Genomic DNA, 15,664 nt, shown 5'->3' with positions numbered 1-15,664 from the left:
AACCGCCGCCGGGTTCAACACCGGGCGGCGGTTTTTTGACGTCAAGGCGATCAGTGATCGCTGATGGCCTTGCCGTGTTCGCGTGGCACGTAGTGGTACGTGCGCAGCTTGTGCTGGATGTCGATTTCAGGATTCTTCAACATGCGCAGCATTTCAGCGCCAGCCAGCAATACCGGACCGTAGCCGTGCATGGCGTCGACGCTGGTCGGACGGTTGTAGTAATAGATGTGGTCGCTGGCAAACGTCGTACCCACGCAAGTTCCTTCCACCTGGCCCTTGGCGTTGATACGCGTGCTCAAGCCCACCCATCCGGCCTGGGCGATGGAGCCATAGGTGGTCGGGCTGATCCAGCCTTCGTTGATCGCATGGGCGAACACGTAGACGAAGATGGCAGTAGCCGAGGTTTCCAGGTAGGAGTCGTTACGGTCGAGCATCTGGTGCCACAGGCCGGTACCGGACTGGGTTTCGGCGATGCCGTGCAGGCTGGCGCGCAGTTGCGCGAGCACCTTGTTGTACGACGGATGGTCTTTCGGCAGCACGTCGAGCAGGTCGCTCATGGCCAGCACGGCCCAGCCGTTGGCGCGCGCCCAGTAAAAGCGCGGCGCGTCCGGGTTGTTAGCGTTCCAGCCGTGGGTAAACAGTCCGTTCTGCTGGTTGTACAGGTGCTCGGCCATGGTCAGAACGTTGGAGGCGGCATCGTCGAACCAGGCTTTGTCGCCGGTCAGGTGGCCCATCTCGGCCAGCGCGGGAATGCCCATGTACATGTCATCGGCCCACAGCGACGACGCTTGCGGACGCTTGCGCGCGAAGGTGCCGTCGGCCAGCCGGTACTGCTGCTTTTGCACGTAGCCGCTGCAGGTGTCGATCATGTCCTTGAGGTCGGGACCGATCTTGGCAAAGCGCGCGCGCACCAGCGCTGCGCACATCGAGCCGCTGTCGTCGAGCGACATCGGCTGCAGGAAACGGGTGAAGCTGTTGGCGCGGCCCAGCTTGAACTGGTCTTCCTGGGCGCGGAAATAAGGCTTGCTGTCCTTGAAGAACTGGAAGTGGCGGCGCGTCATGTCGGTATAGCGCTTGTCGCCAGTCACTTCGGCCGCCTTGATCAGGCCGGAATGAATCACGCCCATCTCGTAGACCATCAAACCAAAATCGTTGGACGACGGCTCGAACACGGCGCCGGCAATCGGTTTTTTCAGGTCGGTGACCGGCTTACCGGTAGCCTTGTCGACGATGCGGGTGGGGGTGATGCTGTCCACGTAGCCGCGTACACGGTCGAGTGCGCCGGTGATGTCGGCGGCGGTGGGCTTTTTGTACGGAACCGGGTACGTGCCTTCGCTCGTATCGTTGAGGTTTTTGTTATCCGTGTTGCGGAACGATCCGCCCGGCTGAATATCGAGCGCCGTGGCGGCATGGGCAGCCCCCGTGGCCAGGACGGCGGTCAGCAGCATTGCGAGGCGGCTTGAAACGTGTGTCATCGTTTACCCTTTTTATGGTTGTGTGTGAAGTCTCCAGCAGGAAGGCTATGGAAGGTAAACGATTTCGTCAAGTTACTTTTTCACTTCCTGCATGGTCCACCCCTGCCGCTGCCCGAGAAAAGCCTGCATCGAATCGACCGTCACCACGTTGATGCGTCCGGCATAGCGCAGCGTGCCCGGATGATCGTCGAACGCGACATTGGCCTTGAACATGCGCCCGCCCAGCCGCGTCAACGTTCCCACCCGCATTTCGGTGGGCTGATAGCCGGCCGTCTTGAGCCATTCCTGCGCTTCGTCGCGGGTGCGCACCCGACCCTCGCTGGCGCTGGCGTACGCCAGCACCTCGAGCACCCACTGGTTGGAATTCTGGTACTTGTTCGAAAACGGGTAGGCCACCATGTTGTAGCGCCGCCCGTGCAGGCGGTGCAGGCCGGCGGTATCGGCCAGCGCCAGTGTCAGCCGCTGCGCGATCGCCGGCGGCGGCACCATTACCAGCGCATCGTAGCTGAATGGATCGTCGAGGAAGAAATTGCCCAGTCCATCGACCCACAGCGCCGAATCGGCCGTGCCGCAATCGTTGAGCAACTCGTACACGCGCCACGGCTGGTCCGGCGCCGCGCGCCAGGCCAGTCCCGCATGCGAGTATTTAAGCTGGTACTTCGACAGATCCTGGCCCTGGCGCGCGATCAGCGCCACGTCGCTGCCGGTGGCGTCGAGCGTCTCTCTCAGGCGCTGGCCGGCGTCGAGGGCGTGGCCCAGCGATACCGCCGTCATCATGGTCTCTTCGCAGGTGCGGCCGGCGTGCGCGGGCGCCACGGCGGCGCCGGCGATGGCAGCTGCCAGCAGCACGGTCCGCAAGGTAGTTCCTGCGATCATTGCTGCGGTCATTGCTCGGGCAGGCGCTTCTGTGACAGCAGCGCTTCACCGGCAGCGTTGGGGATGAAAGCCAGCACTTTGCCCGAGGCGACCAGCATGGTGCCGCTGGCATGGGCCGTGAATTCCACCGTATTGCCCACCGAGACGCCGATACCCTGCAAGGTCTTGCCGGTCAGCTTGACCGACAGCTTGGCGCCGGTGGCGGCCGACGTCAGGATCAACTCGACCACCTTGGCGCTCAGCTCTGCCACGCCCGACACCACGTAGGTGCTGCCGACCAGCGCCAGCCCGCTGGCCGCGCCAAGGTCGCGGCCCTGACCGGATGCAGCAACGGAGGCAACGGGGGCCACGACGACCGACACCACGCCCAGCGCGATGTTTTCCGACGGCTTGCCGTTCGACAGGGCCGGTTGCGCCGCGGTGGCGGCCTGCGCCAGGACCAGCAGCACAGCGGCGGCAGTCGCTTTGAAAGTGTTATTCATATAATCATTTCTTTATAACAAGTGACGCCGAAGAATAGCATGTTGGCGGGTAAAAGTATCCGCGCATGCGGGCACGGTCATTTCAGCTACTTCAGCTACACTTGGTGGTCCCCGCTTCCAGTGTCCCTGCACATGCCCGAGAAGAACCTGCCAGAACTGATCACCCTGAAACGCCTGATCGACGCCGGCGCCAGGCATATGCAGGTGGACACCCATTACACCGTCTCGATGGACGGGCGCGACTTTCCCGTGTATTCGATCGCGCTGGGCAATCCCAGCCTGGACGTGCCGGCGCTCGGCTTTTTCGGCGGCATCCACGGCCTCGAGCGCATCGGCACCCAGGTCATCCTGTCGTTCATGGAAAGCATCCTGGCGCGGCTGCGCTGGGACCGCACGCTGCACCAGCAGCTCGAATCGATGCGGCTGGTCTTCATGCCGCTGGTCAATCCCGGCGGCATGTGGCAGGCCACGCGCTGCAACCCGCAAGGTGTCGATCTGATGCGCAACGCGCCGCTGTCGGCCGTGGACCGGGTGCCGTTCATGCTCGGCGGCCAGCGCTACAGCCACCACCTGCCCTGGTATCGCGGTCCGGCCGGCGCGCCGATGGAGCCGGAAAGCCTGGCCGTGTGCGCCGTGGTCGAGCGCGAGCTGATCAGCCGCCAGTTCAGCATGGCGCTCGACTGCCATTCCGGCTTCGGCCTGCGCGACCGCATCTGGTTCCCGCACGCCCACACCGCCGCGCCGATCGCCCACCTGGCCGACATCGGCGCGCTGGAAGAGCTGTTCAGCGAAAGCTACCCCAACCACAACTACGTGTTCGAGCCGCAAAGCCGCCAGTACCGCACCCACGGCGACCTGTGGGACTACCTGTACCTGAACGGCACCAGCTACACCGAGCGCACGTTTTTGCCGCTTACCCTCGAGATGGGCTCGTGGCTGTGGGTAAAAAAGAACCCGCGCCAGCTGTTCGACCGCGTGGCCATGTTCAACCCCACCGCCGCGCACCGGCTGCAGCGGGTGCTGCGCCGGCACCTGATCTGGTTCGATTTTTTGATGCGCGCCGTCAACAGCCACGGCCGCTGGGTGCCGGAAGGCATGGCGCGCAAGCAGCAGCGGCGGCGCTCGCTCACGCACTGGTACGGAAGCTGACGCCATGAGCACCTGGATCCTGCTGCGCGGCCTGATGCGCGAACAGCGGCACTGGGGCCGCTTCCCCGGCCAGTTGTCCCGGGCGCTGCCGGGCGCGACCATCATCACCCCGGATTTACCCGGCAACGGCATCCACCATGCGGCCATCAGCCCTGTTTCCGTAGCAGAGATGGTGGAGGCGTGCCGCGCCGAGCTGCGCACGCGCGGTGCACGGGCGCCCTACTCGCTGCTGGCCTTGTCGCTGGGCGGCATGGTGGCGGTGGAGTGGGCCAGCCGCTATCCAAAGGAAATCGAACGCGCGGTGCTGATCAACACCAGCATGCGGCCGTTCAGCCGCTTCCACCAGCGCCTGCGCTGGCGCAACTATCCAGCCATCGTGCGCATGTTGCTCGAAGGCGGCGTGGAGGCCCAGGAAAGGCTGATCCTGCGCCTGACCAGCCGCCACGGCGACAATGCCGAGCGCGAGGGCCTGCTGCGGCGCTGGCTCGGCTACCAGCACGAATTTCCGGTCAGTCGCCGCAACGCGCTGCGCCAGTTGCTGGCGGCCGCCCGCTTCCACGCCCCGGCATTGCGACCGGCCGTGCCGCTGCTGGTGCTGTCGTCGAGCGGTGACCAGCTGGTCGATCCGCGCTGCTCGCAACAACTGGCGCAGGCGTGGCACGCCGAACACCGCATCCACCCCAACGCCGGCCACGACCTGCCGCTCGACGATGGCGACTGGGTGGCGCAGCGGGTGGCGGCGTGGGTGGCTTGCGGCGACCTGGCTGCAGAAGCGCGGTAAAATACCGCCCCATGACGACTTCCTCCACCGCAAGCACGACATTGGCCTGCCGCCCGAACTGCGGCGCCTGTTGCATCGCTCCTTCAATTACTAGCCCCATTCCTGGAATGCCAGAGGGGAAACCTGCAGGCGTGAAATGCGTTCAGCTTGGGATTGATAGCCGGTGTCTTATTTTCGGCAAGCCAGAACGACCCGCATTCTGTGCAGGGCTACGACCTTCCGAGGAAATGTGCCGAACCAACCGTGGGCAAGCTATTCAATGGCTCGACGAGCTGGAATGGGCGACAATGCCCGGCTAGTCAGGGATGAACTACCCCCCTTATTTGCCGTGGTTGTCCAGCCGGGTTTATTCTTGTCGCCGGGATGCAACTGGACCACGTGCTTTTTTTCCTTGTCGATATGGAGCACGTTACCCTCATAAGACCTGGTAGCGCCGGACTTGGCATAAGTGCCCTCTTCCTTATTACAAAGTACGCGTGTGGGCCAGTGTGCGGTAACGCGTTCGTTCGTAAGGTGCGGCAGACGACTCAGCAGCCAAGGTCTGAATTGTGACATCCATGTAAATACTCAAAATGTGGTCGTTGATTTCCACGATGATAATCGGGTAGGGTCCGATAATTGGCTTGGGCTGATATATACTCGCCGGATCGGCTTCATGCAGCACCACATGATCGGGAAATACCTCGTCGAGATCTACGTCGGTGGACAATCGAGCTCCATCAAGCGCATTCCATTCAGCGTGTACTATACTTGCGAAAGTGCGGTATGTGCCGAATTTGCCATTTGTATAGCGCTGATCGTCAGCGGCTGTGCGTGCAGGAGCGATTTCACCATCGCTCCACCGATTGTGGGCGTGACCAGCATATATTATCTCCACGTTTGAAGCGGAGTAGCAGAAAATCGCGAAATCGTGCTCGGAAAAGCGTAGTACATCAGTGGTGATCATAGTGGTTCCTCATCAAATTCATCATGATATAAAATCCCGCCTGATGATTCGCAGGTCATCGCAAATCAACGTTCCGAGTTTTTGCCCCTGTCGATCATTTGCCCCATCGCGAACGTAATCAACTTGGTCATGCCGAGGGAGAAATTCCATCCTTCAGCCTCAAGCTGCTTTGCAGTGGCAATGGCTTCTTCGGACGTTTTGGGTTGCCGGGCCAGCCGCCCACCTACCACGCCAATAGCGCATGGGTTAAATCCGATTCAACATTGACAACCGCAGCCATTGTATATGGAGAAACAGTTGGGGGCACATTGCTATGCCATCGCCAAAAACTCCATCATTGTTGCATCTTCGATATCTATATCTATCCAACAGTCATGATAACTCAGCTTATCCGTCAACATAAGATTTATGGCAATTTTTCTAGTTTTCGCGCGTTGTGGTCGATGGCAAGTGTACGATCCACTAGCCTCGCTGCGATTCAGTTTCAGCAATGATAATTTGTTTTAAACTATGCTGTACGACTGCTAGTTCCTGAATACAAGGCCCAGGTAGACTCCGAACGCCTGGACGGAATGCAAGACTGCAGGCCGCGGTTTATAAACCATGAAAGGTGTTAATCATGTCCAAACAAGTGCAGATGACTGTTTCGGTCAGCCCGGAATTGCGCGCCGAATTTATGGAAGCGGCTGGACCTCAAGCAGTCGACGATGTGCTGCAACAATTAATGCGTGAGTTCGTCCAACAGTCGCTAGAGCGCACGCGTACAGTGCCAAACGCGGAAATTTCGGTTGAGGAAATGGAGAGGCGTGAGCGCGCAGTGAATTTCGCACGCGCTTCCGTTTTCCTGGAAGGCTTTGATCTTTCCGAAGCCGTAGAAGCGGCATCGCGCGACTACGTTGCCGGCCGACTCACTTTCGCCCAATACCTGAAAAAGACCACAGGAATAGAGAAGTCCGCTAATGACTAAGACACGGGACAATGAGTGACCTCGCAAAGCCACATGTTCAAGATGAAGAGACCAAGCGCAAAATTGTTTCCACCAATGAAATTGACGCGGTAGCAAGAATCGGCTAGGGTAGTTGCACAATACCGACCAGAGCGCCGCATGAATGAAATAAAACGCGTGATAGCCATAACGCTGCTGGCCATTCCTTGGGCTGCGGCTGCGCTGGCGGCAACCCTGGCCGCGCCTTTGGACAGAGCGCCCGTCACCATCCGCTACATCCACAAGGTCGAAGACGCGCCGGGCGAGACTGTCGTGTCGCGCCGTTCGGGCTTCCAGGAGGCGCTGGGGGCAGCGCTGGCGCGCCAACTCAAGCGGCCGGTGCGCTTCATGCCGCTGCCGCGCAAGCGCATGATGGGTGCGCTCGAAGCGGCCGAGGGCGATATCGTGTGCGGCTATTCGCCAGCCTGGTTCAAGGGCAAGGTCGACTGGACCCTCCCCTTCATTCCCACCTCCGAAGTGCTGATCGCCTCGCGCCGGGTGCCGCCGCCGGCCACGCTGGAAGATATTCGTGGCAAGACCGTCGGCACCGTGCTGGGCTTTCAGTATCCACAAGTCCAGGGCCGCCTCGGCGACGGCTTCGTGCGCGACGATGCGCCGTCGCTCGAGCTCACCTTGCGCAAGTGGCAGGGTGGCCGCTTCGATTATTTCCTGGCCACCGGCGTCACGGTCGAGCGCCAGTTTGCCAGCGGCGAGCTCGATGCCGGCTTCAGCCAGCTGGTGATCAGCGAAGAAAGGACCGGCTGCGCGCTCGCCCGCAAGGGCACGTTGCGGGTGGCCGACGTCAACGCCGCCATCGACGCCATCGAGAAAAGCGGTGAACTGAAGCGCTTGCTGCGATTGCGCTGAGCAGGCCGCAGCGGGCGATTTTGCTGCAACGCAGCCGTTGAACGCAGCCGGGCGTGGCAATCTGCCGCCCGCATCATATTTCCGCAGCGCACCATTGCACATTACAGCTTGGTCAGATTGCAAATAGTGCCCCCCGAACATGGTAAGCTTCGCCCCCGGTGCGTTCGTATTGGCAGCCATTTCCCTCCACTTTCAACCCTTTTTATAATTAACTTCATGGATATTGTTCTCGTCATTAAAGCCATCATCATGGGCGTGGTTGAAGGTCTTACGGAATTCCTGCCGATCTCTTCTACCGGTCACCTGATCCTGACCGAACACCTGCTGGGCTTTGCAGGCATGGAAGACAAGATGAAAGTGTTTGAAATCGTGATCCAGGCCGGCGCCATGATGGCGGTGATCTGGGAGTTTCGTGCCCGTATCGGCCTGGTATTGGCGGGCATCTTCAGCGATCGAGTGCAGCAGCGCTTCGCCCTCAATGTGCTGATCGCATTCCTGCCGGCCGCCATCCTGGGCTTGCTGTTCTCGTCGGCCATCAAGGCCCACCTGTTTGCACCGATTCCGGTGGCGACCGCCTTCATTGTCGGCGGCTTCATCATCCTGTGGGTGGAAAAGCGCGCCAAGGACAACCCGGCCGTTGAACGCATCACCTCGCTCGACCAGATCACCCCGCTCGATGCATTGAAAATCGGCGTGGCCCAGGCCTTTGCCCTGATTCCCGGCACCAGCCGTTCGGGCGCCACCATCATGGGCAGCATGATCTTCGGCTTTTCGCGCAAGGTGGCGACCGAGTTCTCGTTCTTCCTGGCCATTCCGACGCTGATCGGCGCGACCGTGTATTCGCTGTACAAGGACCGCGCGCTGCTGTCGATGGACGACCTGTCGTTCTTCACGATAGGCACCGTGGCCGCGTTCATCTCGGCCTTCCTGTGCATCCGCTGGCTGCTGCGCTACATCATGACCCATACGTTCGTGGTTTTTGCCTGGTACCGGATTGTGTTCGGCCTGATCGTCCTCATAACCGGGTACTATGGCATCATTGTTTGGGCCGACTAATACCATCACACTTTCGTTGTAGAAATGAGCAGTAAATGAATCAGGAAAACCAGGAGCGCGCTCTCCATTTGCTGGAAACCGTGTTCGGCTACCCGGCCTTTCGCGGTCACCAGGCCGAGATCGTCGATCATGTCAGCAACGGCGGCGACGCCCTGGTCCTGATGCCCACCGGCGGCGGCAAGTCGCTGTGCTATCAAATCCCTGCCCTGCTGCGCGACGGCGTCGGCGTCGTCGTCTCCCCCCTGATTGCGCTGATGCAGGACCAGGTCGATGCGCTCGAAGAAGTGGGCGTGCGCGCCGCCTTCCTCAATTCCACCCAGACCTACGAAGAAGCCAACCGCATCGAGCGGCTGGTGCGCACCGGCCAGATCGACCTGGTGTACGTGGCGCCCGAGCGCCTGATGACCGAGCGCTGCCTGAACCTGTTCCAGGATTCGAAGATCGCGCTGTTCGCCATCGACGAGGCGCACTGCGTGTCGCAATGGGGCCATGATTTCCGTCCTGAATATATTCGCCTGTCGGTGCTGCACGAGCAGTTTCCCGACGTGCCGCGGATTGCCCTCACCGCCACGGCCGACCCGCAAACCCGCGCCGAGATCGTGCACCGCCTGCAACTGGGTGACGCGGCGCAGTTCGTCTCGTCGTTCGACCGTCCCAACATCCGCTACCAGATCGTCGAAAAAGCCAACGGCCGCAAGCAGTTGCTCGATTTCATCACCACCGAGCACACCGGCGACTGCGGCATCGTCTACTGCCTGTCGCGCAAGAAGGTCGAAGAAACCGCCGAGTTCCTCAACGAGAACGGCATCCGCGCGCTGGCGTACCACGCCGGCATGGACCACGCCAAGCGCGCCGCCAACCAGGCCCGCTTCCTGCGCGAAGAAAACATCGTCATGTGCGCCACCATCGCCTTCGGCATGGGCATCGACAAGCCGGACGTGCGTTTCGTCTGCCACCTCGACCTGCCGAAAAGTATCGAGGGCTATTACCAGGAGACCGGCCGCGCCGGCCGCGACGGCGGTCCGGCCAGCGCCTGGATGGCCTACGGTTTGCAGGACGTGGTGCTGCAACGCCGGATGATCGACGAATCCGAAGCCGACGAAACCTTCAAACGCGTGCTCGGCAACAAGCTCGACGCCATGCTGGGCCTGTGCGAAACCCTGAGCTGCCGCCGCGTGCGCCTGCTCGATTATTTCGGCGAGCAATCGGGCCCGTGCGGCAATTGCGATACGTGCCTGATCCCGCCGGTGTCGTTCGACGGCACGGTGCCGGTGCAAAAGCTGCTGTCGGCCGTGTACCGGGTCGACCAGCGCTTTGCCGCCGGCCACGTGATCGAAGTGCTGCGCGGCGTGGAAACCGACCGCATCAAGACCTGGCACCACGACAGCCTGTCGGTGTTCGGCATCGGCGCCGACCGTAGCGAGCACGAGTGGCGCGCCATCCTGCGCCAGATGATCGCGCTGGGCCTGCTCACGGTCGATCACGAACAATACAGCTCGCTGAAACTGACCGACGCCGCCCGCCCGGTGCTCAAGGGCGGCCAGAAGGTGCAGCTGCGCCAGTACCAGAAGCCGGTCAAGCAAAAGACCCCGCGCGCCTCGAAAGGCTACGTGGAAAGCGACCTGTCGCCGCAGCAGGAGAAAATTTTCGACCGCCTGCGCAGCTGGCGCATGGGCACGGCGCGCGAGCACAACGTCGCTGCCTACATCATCTTCAACGACGCGACCCTGCGCGAAATCGCCAAGGCCCGCCCCACCGCACTGGACGACCTGCGCGGCATTTCCGGCGTGGGCGAGAAAAAGCTGGCGTCGTATGGCGACCAGATCGTCGAGCTGATCCGCGAGTTCGAGTAAGCCCTCAGCGGGCAAGCACGCTGCGATAGCGCCCCGGTGCGGCGCCCACGGCGTCGCGGAAGCGGTGGCTGAAGTGGCTCAGGTCGGCGTACCCACAGGCGTCGGCAATCTGCTGCAGCGGCTGGCCCGTGTGCTGCAACAGCCGCCGTGCATATTCGATGCGGCGTGCGGCGATCCACGCCGACGGCGTCATGCCGAACGATACCTTGAACATGCGCAGCAGGTGATATTCCGACAGGCAGGCCAGCTGCGCCAGCATTTGCAAGGTCATCGGCTGCGCCAGGTGCGCTTCGATATAGTCGGCCAGCAGCCGCCGCACGGCCGGCGCCAGGCCACCGCGCACGCGGCCCTGGTGGCGCGGCAGCGACTGTGCGTGCAGCAGGTGCGACAGGGTTTCGTGGGTCATTTCGTTGGCGCGCAGCCGGGCGTCGGGGCCGTCCCAGTCCGTGCCGGCCAATGCGGCGCACAACTGGCCGATGCGTTCGTGCTCGAAATAGGTGCGGTCGGCCAGGGTCAGCTCGCGCGGTTCGCGGTCCAGTTCCACCACGGCGCGGCGGGTGAAATGCTCGGGCAGGAAATACACGTGAAAGAAGCGCACCGCGCCGCGTACGGTCCAGCGCGACTCGTGCCAGTCCGGCAAAGTGCACAGGCGCTGCGGGGCGCCGAACAGGCCAGGCAACTCGTCGCGCTCGGTGCGGTAGCCGCCGCCCATGTAGTACGACAGCGTGTGGTGGCCGGGCTGGCAGTACGAGGTTTCGGCGCACGGCGTGTCGCGCCGCCAGATCGCCAGCGCCAGCTCGTCGCCGAGCCAGGTAAAACGCTCGAGCACGGCATCGGTCTCGGACATGGTCTTGAACACCGAATGCGACAGCCGGCCTTCCGGCAAACCGGGCGCAGGCAGCAAGGTGGCGGGCAAATCGAGTGGTCGGCGGTTGGGTAAATCCATGGATAAAGTCTAGCACGCGCCATCACGCCAACAATCGCAGTCGTGGCGATAAGCGCAATTTCAGACAAGCGCCGCCACTGCCCAGCCCTCATGCTGGCGCCATGAACATACTCCTCTACCTGCTGACCGTCCTGATCTGGGGTACCACCTGGATCGCCATCACCTTTCAACTGGGCGTCGTGCCCGCGCCGGTCTCGATCGCCTACCGCTTCTGGATCGCTGCCGCGCTGCTGCTGGCGGCGTTACTGGTCACGCGCCAGCGCTGGTGGCCGCCGCGCCAGGCCTGGCGCTATTTGTTCGCACAGGGCATTGCGCTGTTCTGCCTGAACTTCCTGTGCTTTTATTATGCCGCCCTCTACATCACCAGCGGCCAGGAGGCCGTGGTGTTTTCCACCGCGCCGCTGTGGATCGCGCTCGCTGGCCGCCTGTTCCTCGGTCGGCCGATCCGGGGCCAGGTGATGGTCGGCGCGCTGTTCGGCCTGGCCGGCATCGTGCTGCTGTTCGCGCCGCAAATGAGCGGCCACTGGAACGACAGCGGCGTGCTGCTGGGCCTGGCATTGTCGCTGGGTGGCACCTGGTGCTTCGCCTGCGGCAACCTGCTGTCCTCGCGCATGCAGTCGCTGGGCCTGACACCGTGGCTCACCAACACCTGGGCCATGCTGATCGGCGCCACCACGCTGGGCGTGGCCGCACTGGCGCTGGGCATGCCGTTCGCGCTCGACCCGTCGCCGCGCTACCTGTGGGCGCTGCTGTACCTGGCCATCCCCGGCTCGGTGATCGGCTTTACCGCCTACCTGCTGCTGGTCGGTCGCATTGGCCCCGACCGCGCCGCCTATTCCACGGTATTATTCCCCATCGTCGCGTTGACGATTTCAACCATTTACGAAGGCTACCAATGGACACCGGCCGCGCTGTGCGGGCTGGCGCTGGTGCTGGCGGGGAATGTGCTGGCGTTCCTGCCGCCCACCCTGCGGGCCCGTCTCAAGGCAGCCTTCTAGCGCCTGAGATTCTGGAGACTGCATGACCCGACCCGGTTTATTCGCCCTGCTGGCACTGACGTTTGCCACCGCCCATGCTGCTGCGCCGGCCGACACCGTCTACCGCAATGGCACCATCGTCACGGTGGACGCGAAAGACAGCGTGCAGCAGGCGCTGGCCGTGCGCGGCGGGCGCATCGTGTACGTCGGCGACGATGCCGGCGCGACCAGGCTGCAGGGCAAGAAAACCAAGGTCATCGACCTGGCCGGCAAGATGCTGATGCCGGGCCTGATCGACGGCCACATGCACCCGCAGTCGGGCGGCAGCCGCCTGCTCAACTGCAGCCTCGACTACCTGCCGCTGACGGTGCCGCAATTCCAGCAGCGCATCCAGGCCTGCATCGACAGCGATGTTCGCCTGGGCAAGGCCGATCCCAGGCGCTGGCTGGTGGTCGTCAACTGGTTCCAGCAAGGCATGTCGCCCGACGGCGTGACAACCACTGCCGCTACCCTGGACGCGCTCAAGACCGATCGTCCGATCCTGGTGCGCTCGTCGTTCGGCCACTCGTTGCAACTCAACAGCAAAGGCATCGCGGTGGCCGACATCACGGCGACAACGCCCGACCCGGCCGGCGGCAAGATCGCCCGTGACGGCAACGGCCAGGCTACCGGCCTGCTGGAAGACGCCGCGCAGGACATGGCGATGAATTTGCTGCCGCCGCTCACGGTGGCAGAGAACCTGGCGGCCTCGACCAAGGCGCTGGAAGCGATGCGCAAGCAGGGCATCACGTCTTTCCTCGACGCCTACACCGACCCCGAAACCATGACGGCGTTCACCGACCTGCAACGCCAGGGCAAGCTCACCGCCCGCGCCCACTTCGCGGTGCTGATCGATCTCGACAAGGGCGCCACGCCGCAGCGCGCCGTGGCCGAACTGCTGCGCCAGAAAAAGCAGTTCGACCAGGGCCCGACCAAAGTGGCGCCATCGATGCAGGTGCGCCACGCCAAGCTGTTCATGGACGGCGTGATCTCGGCGCCGGCCTTTACCGGCTCCATGCTCGAGCCTTACCTGGTCAACAAGGGCACCGAGCAGCAACCGGACTGGCAGCCGGGCCCCAGCAACGGCCCGCCCACCTATTTCTCGCAACCGGCGCTGCGCTCCACGCTCGACGTGCTGGCGCGCGCCGGCATCGACGCGCACATCCACGTCGACGGCGACCGCGCCGTGCGCGAGACGCTCGATGCAATTGCCTGGCTGCGCGGCACGCCGGCCGGCAAGAAGGCACGCCCGGCGCTGGCCCACGACGAGATCGTGGCGCCAGCCGACTATGCCCGCTTCGCCAAACTCGATGTGACGCCGGTGCTGTCGTTCCAGTGGGCCAAGCCGGCGCCCGACACGCTCGGCGCGCTCAAGCCCTACATGGGCCCGCAGCGCTACCCGCTGGTGCAGCCGCAGTCGGTGCTGCTCGACGCCGGCGCGCGCATCGCCTACGGCAGCGACTGGCCGGTCGATCCGCTCGATGCATGGTTTGCCTTGAAAGTGGGCGTGACCCGCACCGCCGCGCCCGACGCCGGCGCCGAATACGCAGGCCGGCTGGGTGACGTGGCCGGCATGCCGCGCGCAGCGGCCCTGCGGGCGATCACGCTCAACGCTGCGTACACGCTGCGCCAGGAAAAGCTGACCGGCTCGCTCGAGACCGGCAAGCTGGCCGACCTGATCGTGCTCGACCGCAATTTCTTCACGATACCGGCCGAGGACATCGCCCACATCAAGGTGCTGCAAACGGTGGTCGGTGGCAAGGTGGTGTACCAGTCGGCGGCGATGCAGTAGGCACGTGCGTGATCGGTTAAGATGGCGGCCTGATACTGCTGCCCGGTTACCTCATGCAACTCCTCATCTCCATCCTGATCATTGCCGTCACCGCGCTGGTGGTCTACCGCATCGTCAAATCCAACCCGGCGCAAAAAGTGGCGCTGCCGCCGCTGCCGGCCGCGCCGTACACGCCGGTGCTGCCCGACACCCCGGTCGCCCATTACTGGTCCGACGGCGGGCGCCTCCTGGTGGAGGTGGTCAACGAGTCGCGCTACCAGCCGGTGCTGAAGGCACTCGCTGGCGAGCATGGCGACGCTGCCGCGCGCGCGCAGCACACGGCCATGCTGTTCTGCGACGACCGCAACGCGTATGAAGACGCGGCCGTGGCCGTGTTCCTGCAAGGACAAATGGTGGGATACCTGGAAGCCAAGGCGGCGGTGGTGTTCCGCGCCCGCCTCAAGCGCGACGGCTTTGCCGGCCAGCTGACCAGCTGCGATGCGCAAGTACGCGGCGGCGGCTTATGGCAAACCGCGCGCCTGTCGTACCACGTGGTGCTCGACCTGGAGCCGCTCGAGAAGCGGTAGGCCGAACCCCGATTACTTCTTCGAAAACACCAGGTCCCACACACCGTGGCCCAGCTTGATGCCACGGTTCTCGAACTTGGTCAGCGGACGATAGGCCGGCTGCGGCGCGTAGCCGTCGGCGGTGTTCTGCAGGCCCTCTTCCGCGCTCAGCACTTCCAACATCTGTACCGCGTAGTCTTCCCAGTCGGTGGCGCAATGCAGGTAGCCGCCGGGGGCGAGCTTTTGCACCAGCAGCTTGACGAATGGCGCCTGGATCAGGCGGCGCTTGTTGTGACGCGCCTTGTGCCACGGGTCGGGGAAGAAGATGTGCACGCCATGCAGCGAGGCATCGGGAATCATGTGGTTGAGCACCTCGACCGCATCGTGCTGGATCGCCTTGAGGTTGGTGAGCTTTTGCTCGCCGATCAGCTTGAGCAGGCTGCCCACGCCCGGCGTGTGCACTTCCACGCCGATAAAATCCTTCTCCGGCATGGCGGCGGCGATGTGGGCCGTGGTGCCGCCCATGCCGAACCCGATTTCCAGCACCGTGGGCGCCTGGCGACCGAACGCCTGCGCGTAGTCGAGCGGCGCTTTTTCGTAGCCGATCAGGAACTGCTGCTGCTCTTCCAGCGCGCGCGCCTGGGCCGTGGACAGGCGCCCGGCGCGCGTGACGAAGCTGCGGATGCGGTGTTCGGTCGGGTCGTAGAGCATGCCCCGCGCTGGGGGTTCTTTGGGAGTATCGGAAGACATGGTGGCGGTGCGGTGAAAGAATGAGGCGGCATTATATCAGTGCGGTCAGGTCCTCTACCGGCCGGCGCGGCCATTCCACCCGGCTTGTTGCGTGCCGGCGCCGCTGAACAATGCCACCGTGTTATCAAATGATTGACACTGGATG

Annotated in this window: 16 protein-coding genes; 10 read left to right on the top strand and 6 right to left on the bottom strand. The window is 63.2% G+C overall.

The genetic code is table 11. The features are described from left to right. Positions 1-50: 50 nt before the first annotated feature. The 3 genes from J2X54_RS13020 to J2X54_RS13010 form a co-directional block, all read right to left on the bottom strand. Entirely contained in the window at positions 51-1,475 is a 1,425-nt protein-coding gene (locus J2X54_RS13020) for a glycoside hydrolase family 88 protein (RefSeq protein WP_310181248.1), read from the bottom strand. A 72-nt stretch (positions 1,476-1,547) separates the two neighbouring features. Then, positions 1,548-2,351, bottom strand: coding sequence for a DUF2145 domain-containing protein (locus tag J2X54_RS13015; RefSeq protein ID WP_208600048.1), 804 nt, complete (start codon positions 2,349-2,351; stop codon positions 1,548-1,550). Between the two features lie 8 nt (positions 2,352-2,359). Beyond that, positions 2,360-2,833: a hypothetical protein gene (locus J2X54_RS13010; protein ID WP_310181245.1), complete on the bottom strand. Its 474-nt coding sequence runs from the start codon at positions 2,831-2,833 to the stop codon at positions 2,360-2,362. Between the two features lie 132 nt (positions 2,834-2,965). On the opposite strand from J2X54_RS13010, the gene J2X54_RS13005 reads away from it, so the two are divergent. From J2X54_RS13005 to J2X54_RS12995, 3 genes are read left to right on the top strand one after another with little or no spacing between them, the layout of a single operon-like run. After that, positions 2,966-3,982, top strand: coding sequence for a M14 family zinc carboxypeptidase (locus J2X54_RS13005; RefSeq protein ID WP_310181244.1), 1,017 nt, complete (start codon positions 2,966-2,968; stop codon positions 3,980-3,982). Positions 3,983-3,986: 4 nt separating this feature from the next. Then, entirely contained in the window at positions 3,987-4,763 is a 777-nt protein-coding gene (locus J2X54_RS13000; RefSeq protein ID WP_310181243.1) for an alpha/beta hydrolase, read from the top strand. Between the two features lie 11 nt (positions 4,764-4,774). Beyond that, positions 4,775-5,062: a YkgJ family cysteine cluster protein gene (locus J2X54_RS12995; RefSeq protein WP_310181242.1), complete on the top strand. Its 288-nt coding sequence runs from the start codon at positions 4,775-4,777 to the stop codon at positions 5,060-5,062. A gap of 164 nt (positions 5,063-5,226) precedes the next feature. Here the strand turns inward: J2X54_RS12995 and J2X54_RS12990 are convergent, their stop codons facing one another. Continuing rightward, positions 5,227-5,709 (bottom strand): hypothetical protein, encoded by a 483-nt coding sequence (locus tag J2X54_RS12990; RefSeq protein WP_310181240.1) that lies wholly within the window; start codon positions 5,707-5,709, stop codon positions 5,227-5,229. Between the two features lie 619 nt (positions 5,710-6,328). Here J2X54_RS12990 and J2X54_RS12985 point away from each other — a divergent pair. The 4 genes from J2X54_RS12985 (at position 6,329) to recQ (ending at position 10,470) form a co-directional block, all read left to right on the top strand. Continuing rightward, entirely contained in the window at positions 6,329-6,676 is a 348-nt protein-coding gene (locus J2X54_RS12985; RefSeq protein ID WP_310181239.1) for an antitoxin VbhA family protein, read from the top strand. Between the two features lie 138 nt (positions 6,677-6,814). Continuing rightward, positions 6,815-7,561: a transporter substrate-binding domain-containing protein gene (locus J2X54_RS12980; protein WP_310181238.1), complete on the top strand. Its 747-nt coding sequence runs from the start codon at positions 6,815-6,817 to the stop codon at positions 7,559-7,561. A 216-nt stretch (positions 7,562-7,777) separates the two neighbouring features. Continuing rightward, positions 7,778-8,617 (top strand): undecaprenyl-diphosphate phosphatase, encoded by an 840-nt coding sequence (locus J2X54_RS12975; protein ID WP_310181237.1) that lies wholly within the window; start codon positions 7,778-7,780, stop codon positions 8,615-8,617. 35 nt (positions 8,618-8,652) lie between these two features. Beyond that, the gene (gene recQ / locus J2X54_RS12970; RefSeq protein WP_310181236.1) at positions 8,653-10,470 is read left to right on the top strand and encodes a DNA helicase RecQ; all 1,818 of its coding nucleotides are present in this window, start codon (positions 8,653-8,655) and stop codon (positions 10,468-10,470) included. Between the two features lie 4 nt (positions 10,471-10,474). On the opposite strand, the gene J2X54_RS12965 is transcribed toward recQ, so the two are convergent. Continuing rightward, the gene (locus J2X54_RS12965; RefSeq protein WP_404990908.1) at positions 10,475-11,416 is read right to left on the bottom strand and encodes a helix-turn-helix domain-containing protein; all 942 of its coding nucleotides are present in this window, start codon (positions 11,414-11,416) and stop codon (positions 10,475-10,477) included. 101 nt (positions 11,417-11,517) lie between these two features. Between J2X54_RS12965 and J2X54_RS12960 the strand changes: the two genes are divergently transcribed. The 3 genes from J2X54_RS12960 to J2X54_RS12950 are packed head-to-tail and all read left to right on the top strand — an operon-like array spanning position 11,518 to position 14,790. Beyond that, on the top strand, positions 11,518-12,414 hold the full coding sequence (locus J2X54_RS12960) for an EamA family transporter (RefSeq protein ID WP_310181234.1): 897 nt from the start codon (positions 11,518-11,520) through the stop codon (positions 12,412-12,414). A gap of 22 nt (positions 12,415-12,436) precedes the next feature. Continuing rightward, the gene (locus J2X54_RS12955) at positions 12,437-14,224 is read left to right on the top strand and encodes an amidohydrolase (protein ID WP_310181233.1); all 1,788 of its coding nucleotides are present in this window, start codon (positions 12,437-12,439) and stop codon (positions 14,222-14,224) included. Between the two features lie 53 nt (positions 14,225-14,277). Continuing rightward, complete coding sequence (locus J2X54_RS12950) at positions 14,278-14,790, top strand: hypothetical protein (RefSeq protein WP_310181232.1); 513 nt, start codon at positions 14,278-14,280, stop codon at positions 14,788-14,790. Positions 14,791-14,802: 12 nt separating this feature from the next. Here J2X54_RS12950 and trmB read toward each other — a convergent pair whose 3' ends face one another. Continuing rightward, entirely contained in the window at positions 14,803-15,480 is a 678-nt protein-coding gene (gene trmB / locus J2X54_RS12945; protein WP_070249120.1) for a tRNA (guanosine(46)-N7)-methyltransferase TrmB, read from the bottom strand. Positions 15,481-15,664: the final 184 nt, after the last annotated feature.

It is taken from the genome of Duganella sp. 3397 (assembly GCF_031456625.1).
Taxonomy (GTDB): Bacteria; Pseudomonadota; Gammaproteobacteria; order Burkholderiales; family Burkholderiaceae_D; genus Rugamonas; species Rugamonas phyllosphaerae.
This window is presented reverse-complemented; position numbering and strand designations above follow the sequence as displayed.

What these genes read in the sequence shown, in the direction of transcription:
- J2X54_RS12995 (WP_310181242.1), top strand. Translation starts at nt 4,775, where the DNA reads ATGACGACTTCCTCCACCGCAAGCACGACATTGGCCTGCCGCCCGAAC.
- J2X54_RS12955 (WP_310181233.1), top strand. Translation starts at nt 12,437, where the DNA reads ATGACCCGACCCGGTTTATTCGCCCTGCTGGCACTGACGTTTGCCACC.
- J2X54_RS12990 (WP_310181240.1), bottom strand. Translation starts at nt 5,709, where the DNA reads ATGATCACCACTGATGTACTACGCTTTTCCGAGCACGATTTCGCGATT.
- J2X54_RS13000 (WP_310181243.1), top strand. Translation starts at nt 3,987, where the DNA reads ATGAGCACCTGGATCCTGCTGCGCGGCCTGATGCGCGAACAGCGGCAC.
- J2X54_RS13015 (WP_208600048.1), bottom strand. Translation starts at nt 2,351, where the DNA reads ATGATCGCAGGAACTACCTTGCGGACCGTGCTGCTGGCAGCTGCCATC.
- J2X54_RS12950 (WP_310181232.1), top strand. Translation starts at nt 14,278, where the DNA reads ATGCAACTCCTCATCTCCATCCTGATCATTGCCGTCACCGCGCTGGTG.
- J2X54_RS12985 (WP_310181239.1), top strand. Translation starts at nt 6,329, where the DNA reads ATGTCCAAACAAGTGCAGATGACTGTTTCGGTCAGCCCGGAATTGCGC.
- J2X54_RS13005 (WP_310181244.1), top strand. Translation starts at nt 2,966, where the DNA reads ATGCCCGAGAAGAACCTGCCAGAACTGATCACCCTGAAACGCCTGATC.
- recQ (WP_310181236.1), top strand. Translation starts at nt 8,653, where the DNA reads ATGAATCAGGAAAACCAGGAGCGCGCTCTCCATTTGCTGGAAACCGTG.
- J2X54_RS13010 (WP_310181245.1), bottom strand. Translation starts at nt 2,833, where the DNA reads ATGAATAACACTTTCAAAGCGACTGCCGCCGCTGTGCTGCTGGTCCTG.
- trmB (WP_070249120.1), bottom strand. Translation starts at nt 15,480, where the DNA reads ATGCTCTACGACCCGACCGAACACCGCATCCGCAGCTTCGTCACGCGC.
- J2X54_RS12965 (WP_404990908.1), bottom strand. Translation starts at nt 11,416, where the DNA reads ATGGATTTACCCAACCGCCGACCACTCGATTTGCCCGCCACCTTGCTG.
- J2X54_RS13020 (WP_310181248.1), bottom strand. Translation starts at nt 1,475, where the DNA reads ATGACACACGTTTCAAGCCGCCTCGCAATGCTGCTGACCGCCGTCCTG.
- J2X54_RS12980 (WP_310181238.1), top strand. Translation starts at nt 6,815, where the DNA reads ATGAATGAAATAAAACGCGTGATAGCCATAACGCTGCTGGCCATTCCT.
- J2X54_RS12975 (WP_310181237.1), top strand. Translation starts at nt 7,778, where the DNA reads ATGGATATTGTTCTCGTCATTAAAGCCATCATCATGGGCGTGGTTGAA.
- J2X54_RS12960 (WP_310181234.1), top strand. Translation starts at nt 11,518, where the DNA reads ATGAACATACTCCTCTACCTGCTGACCGTCCTGATCTGGGGTACCACC.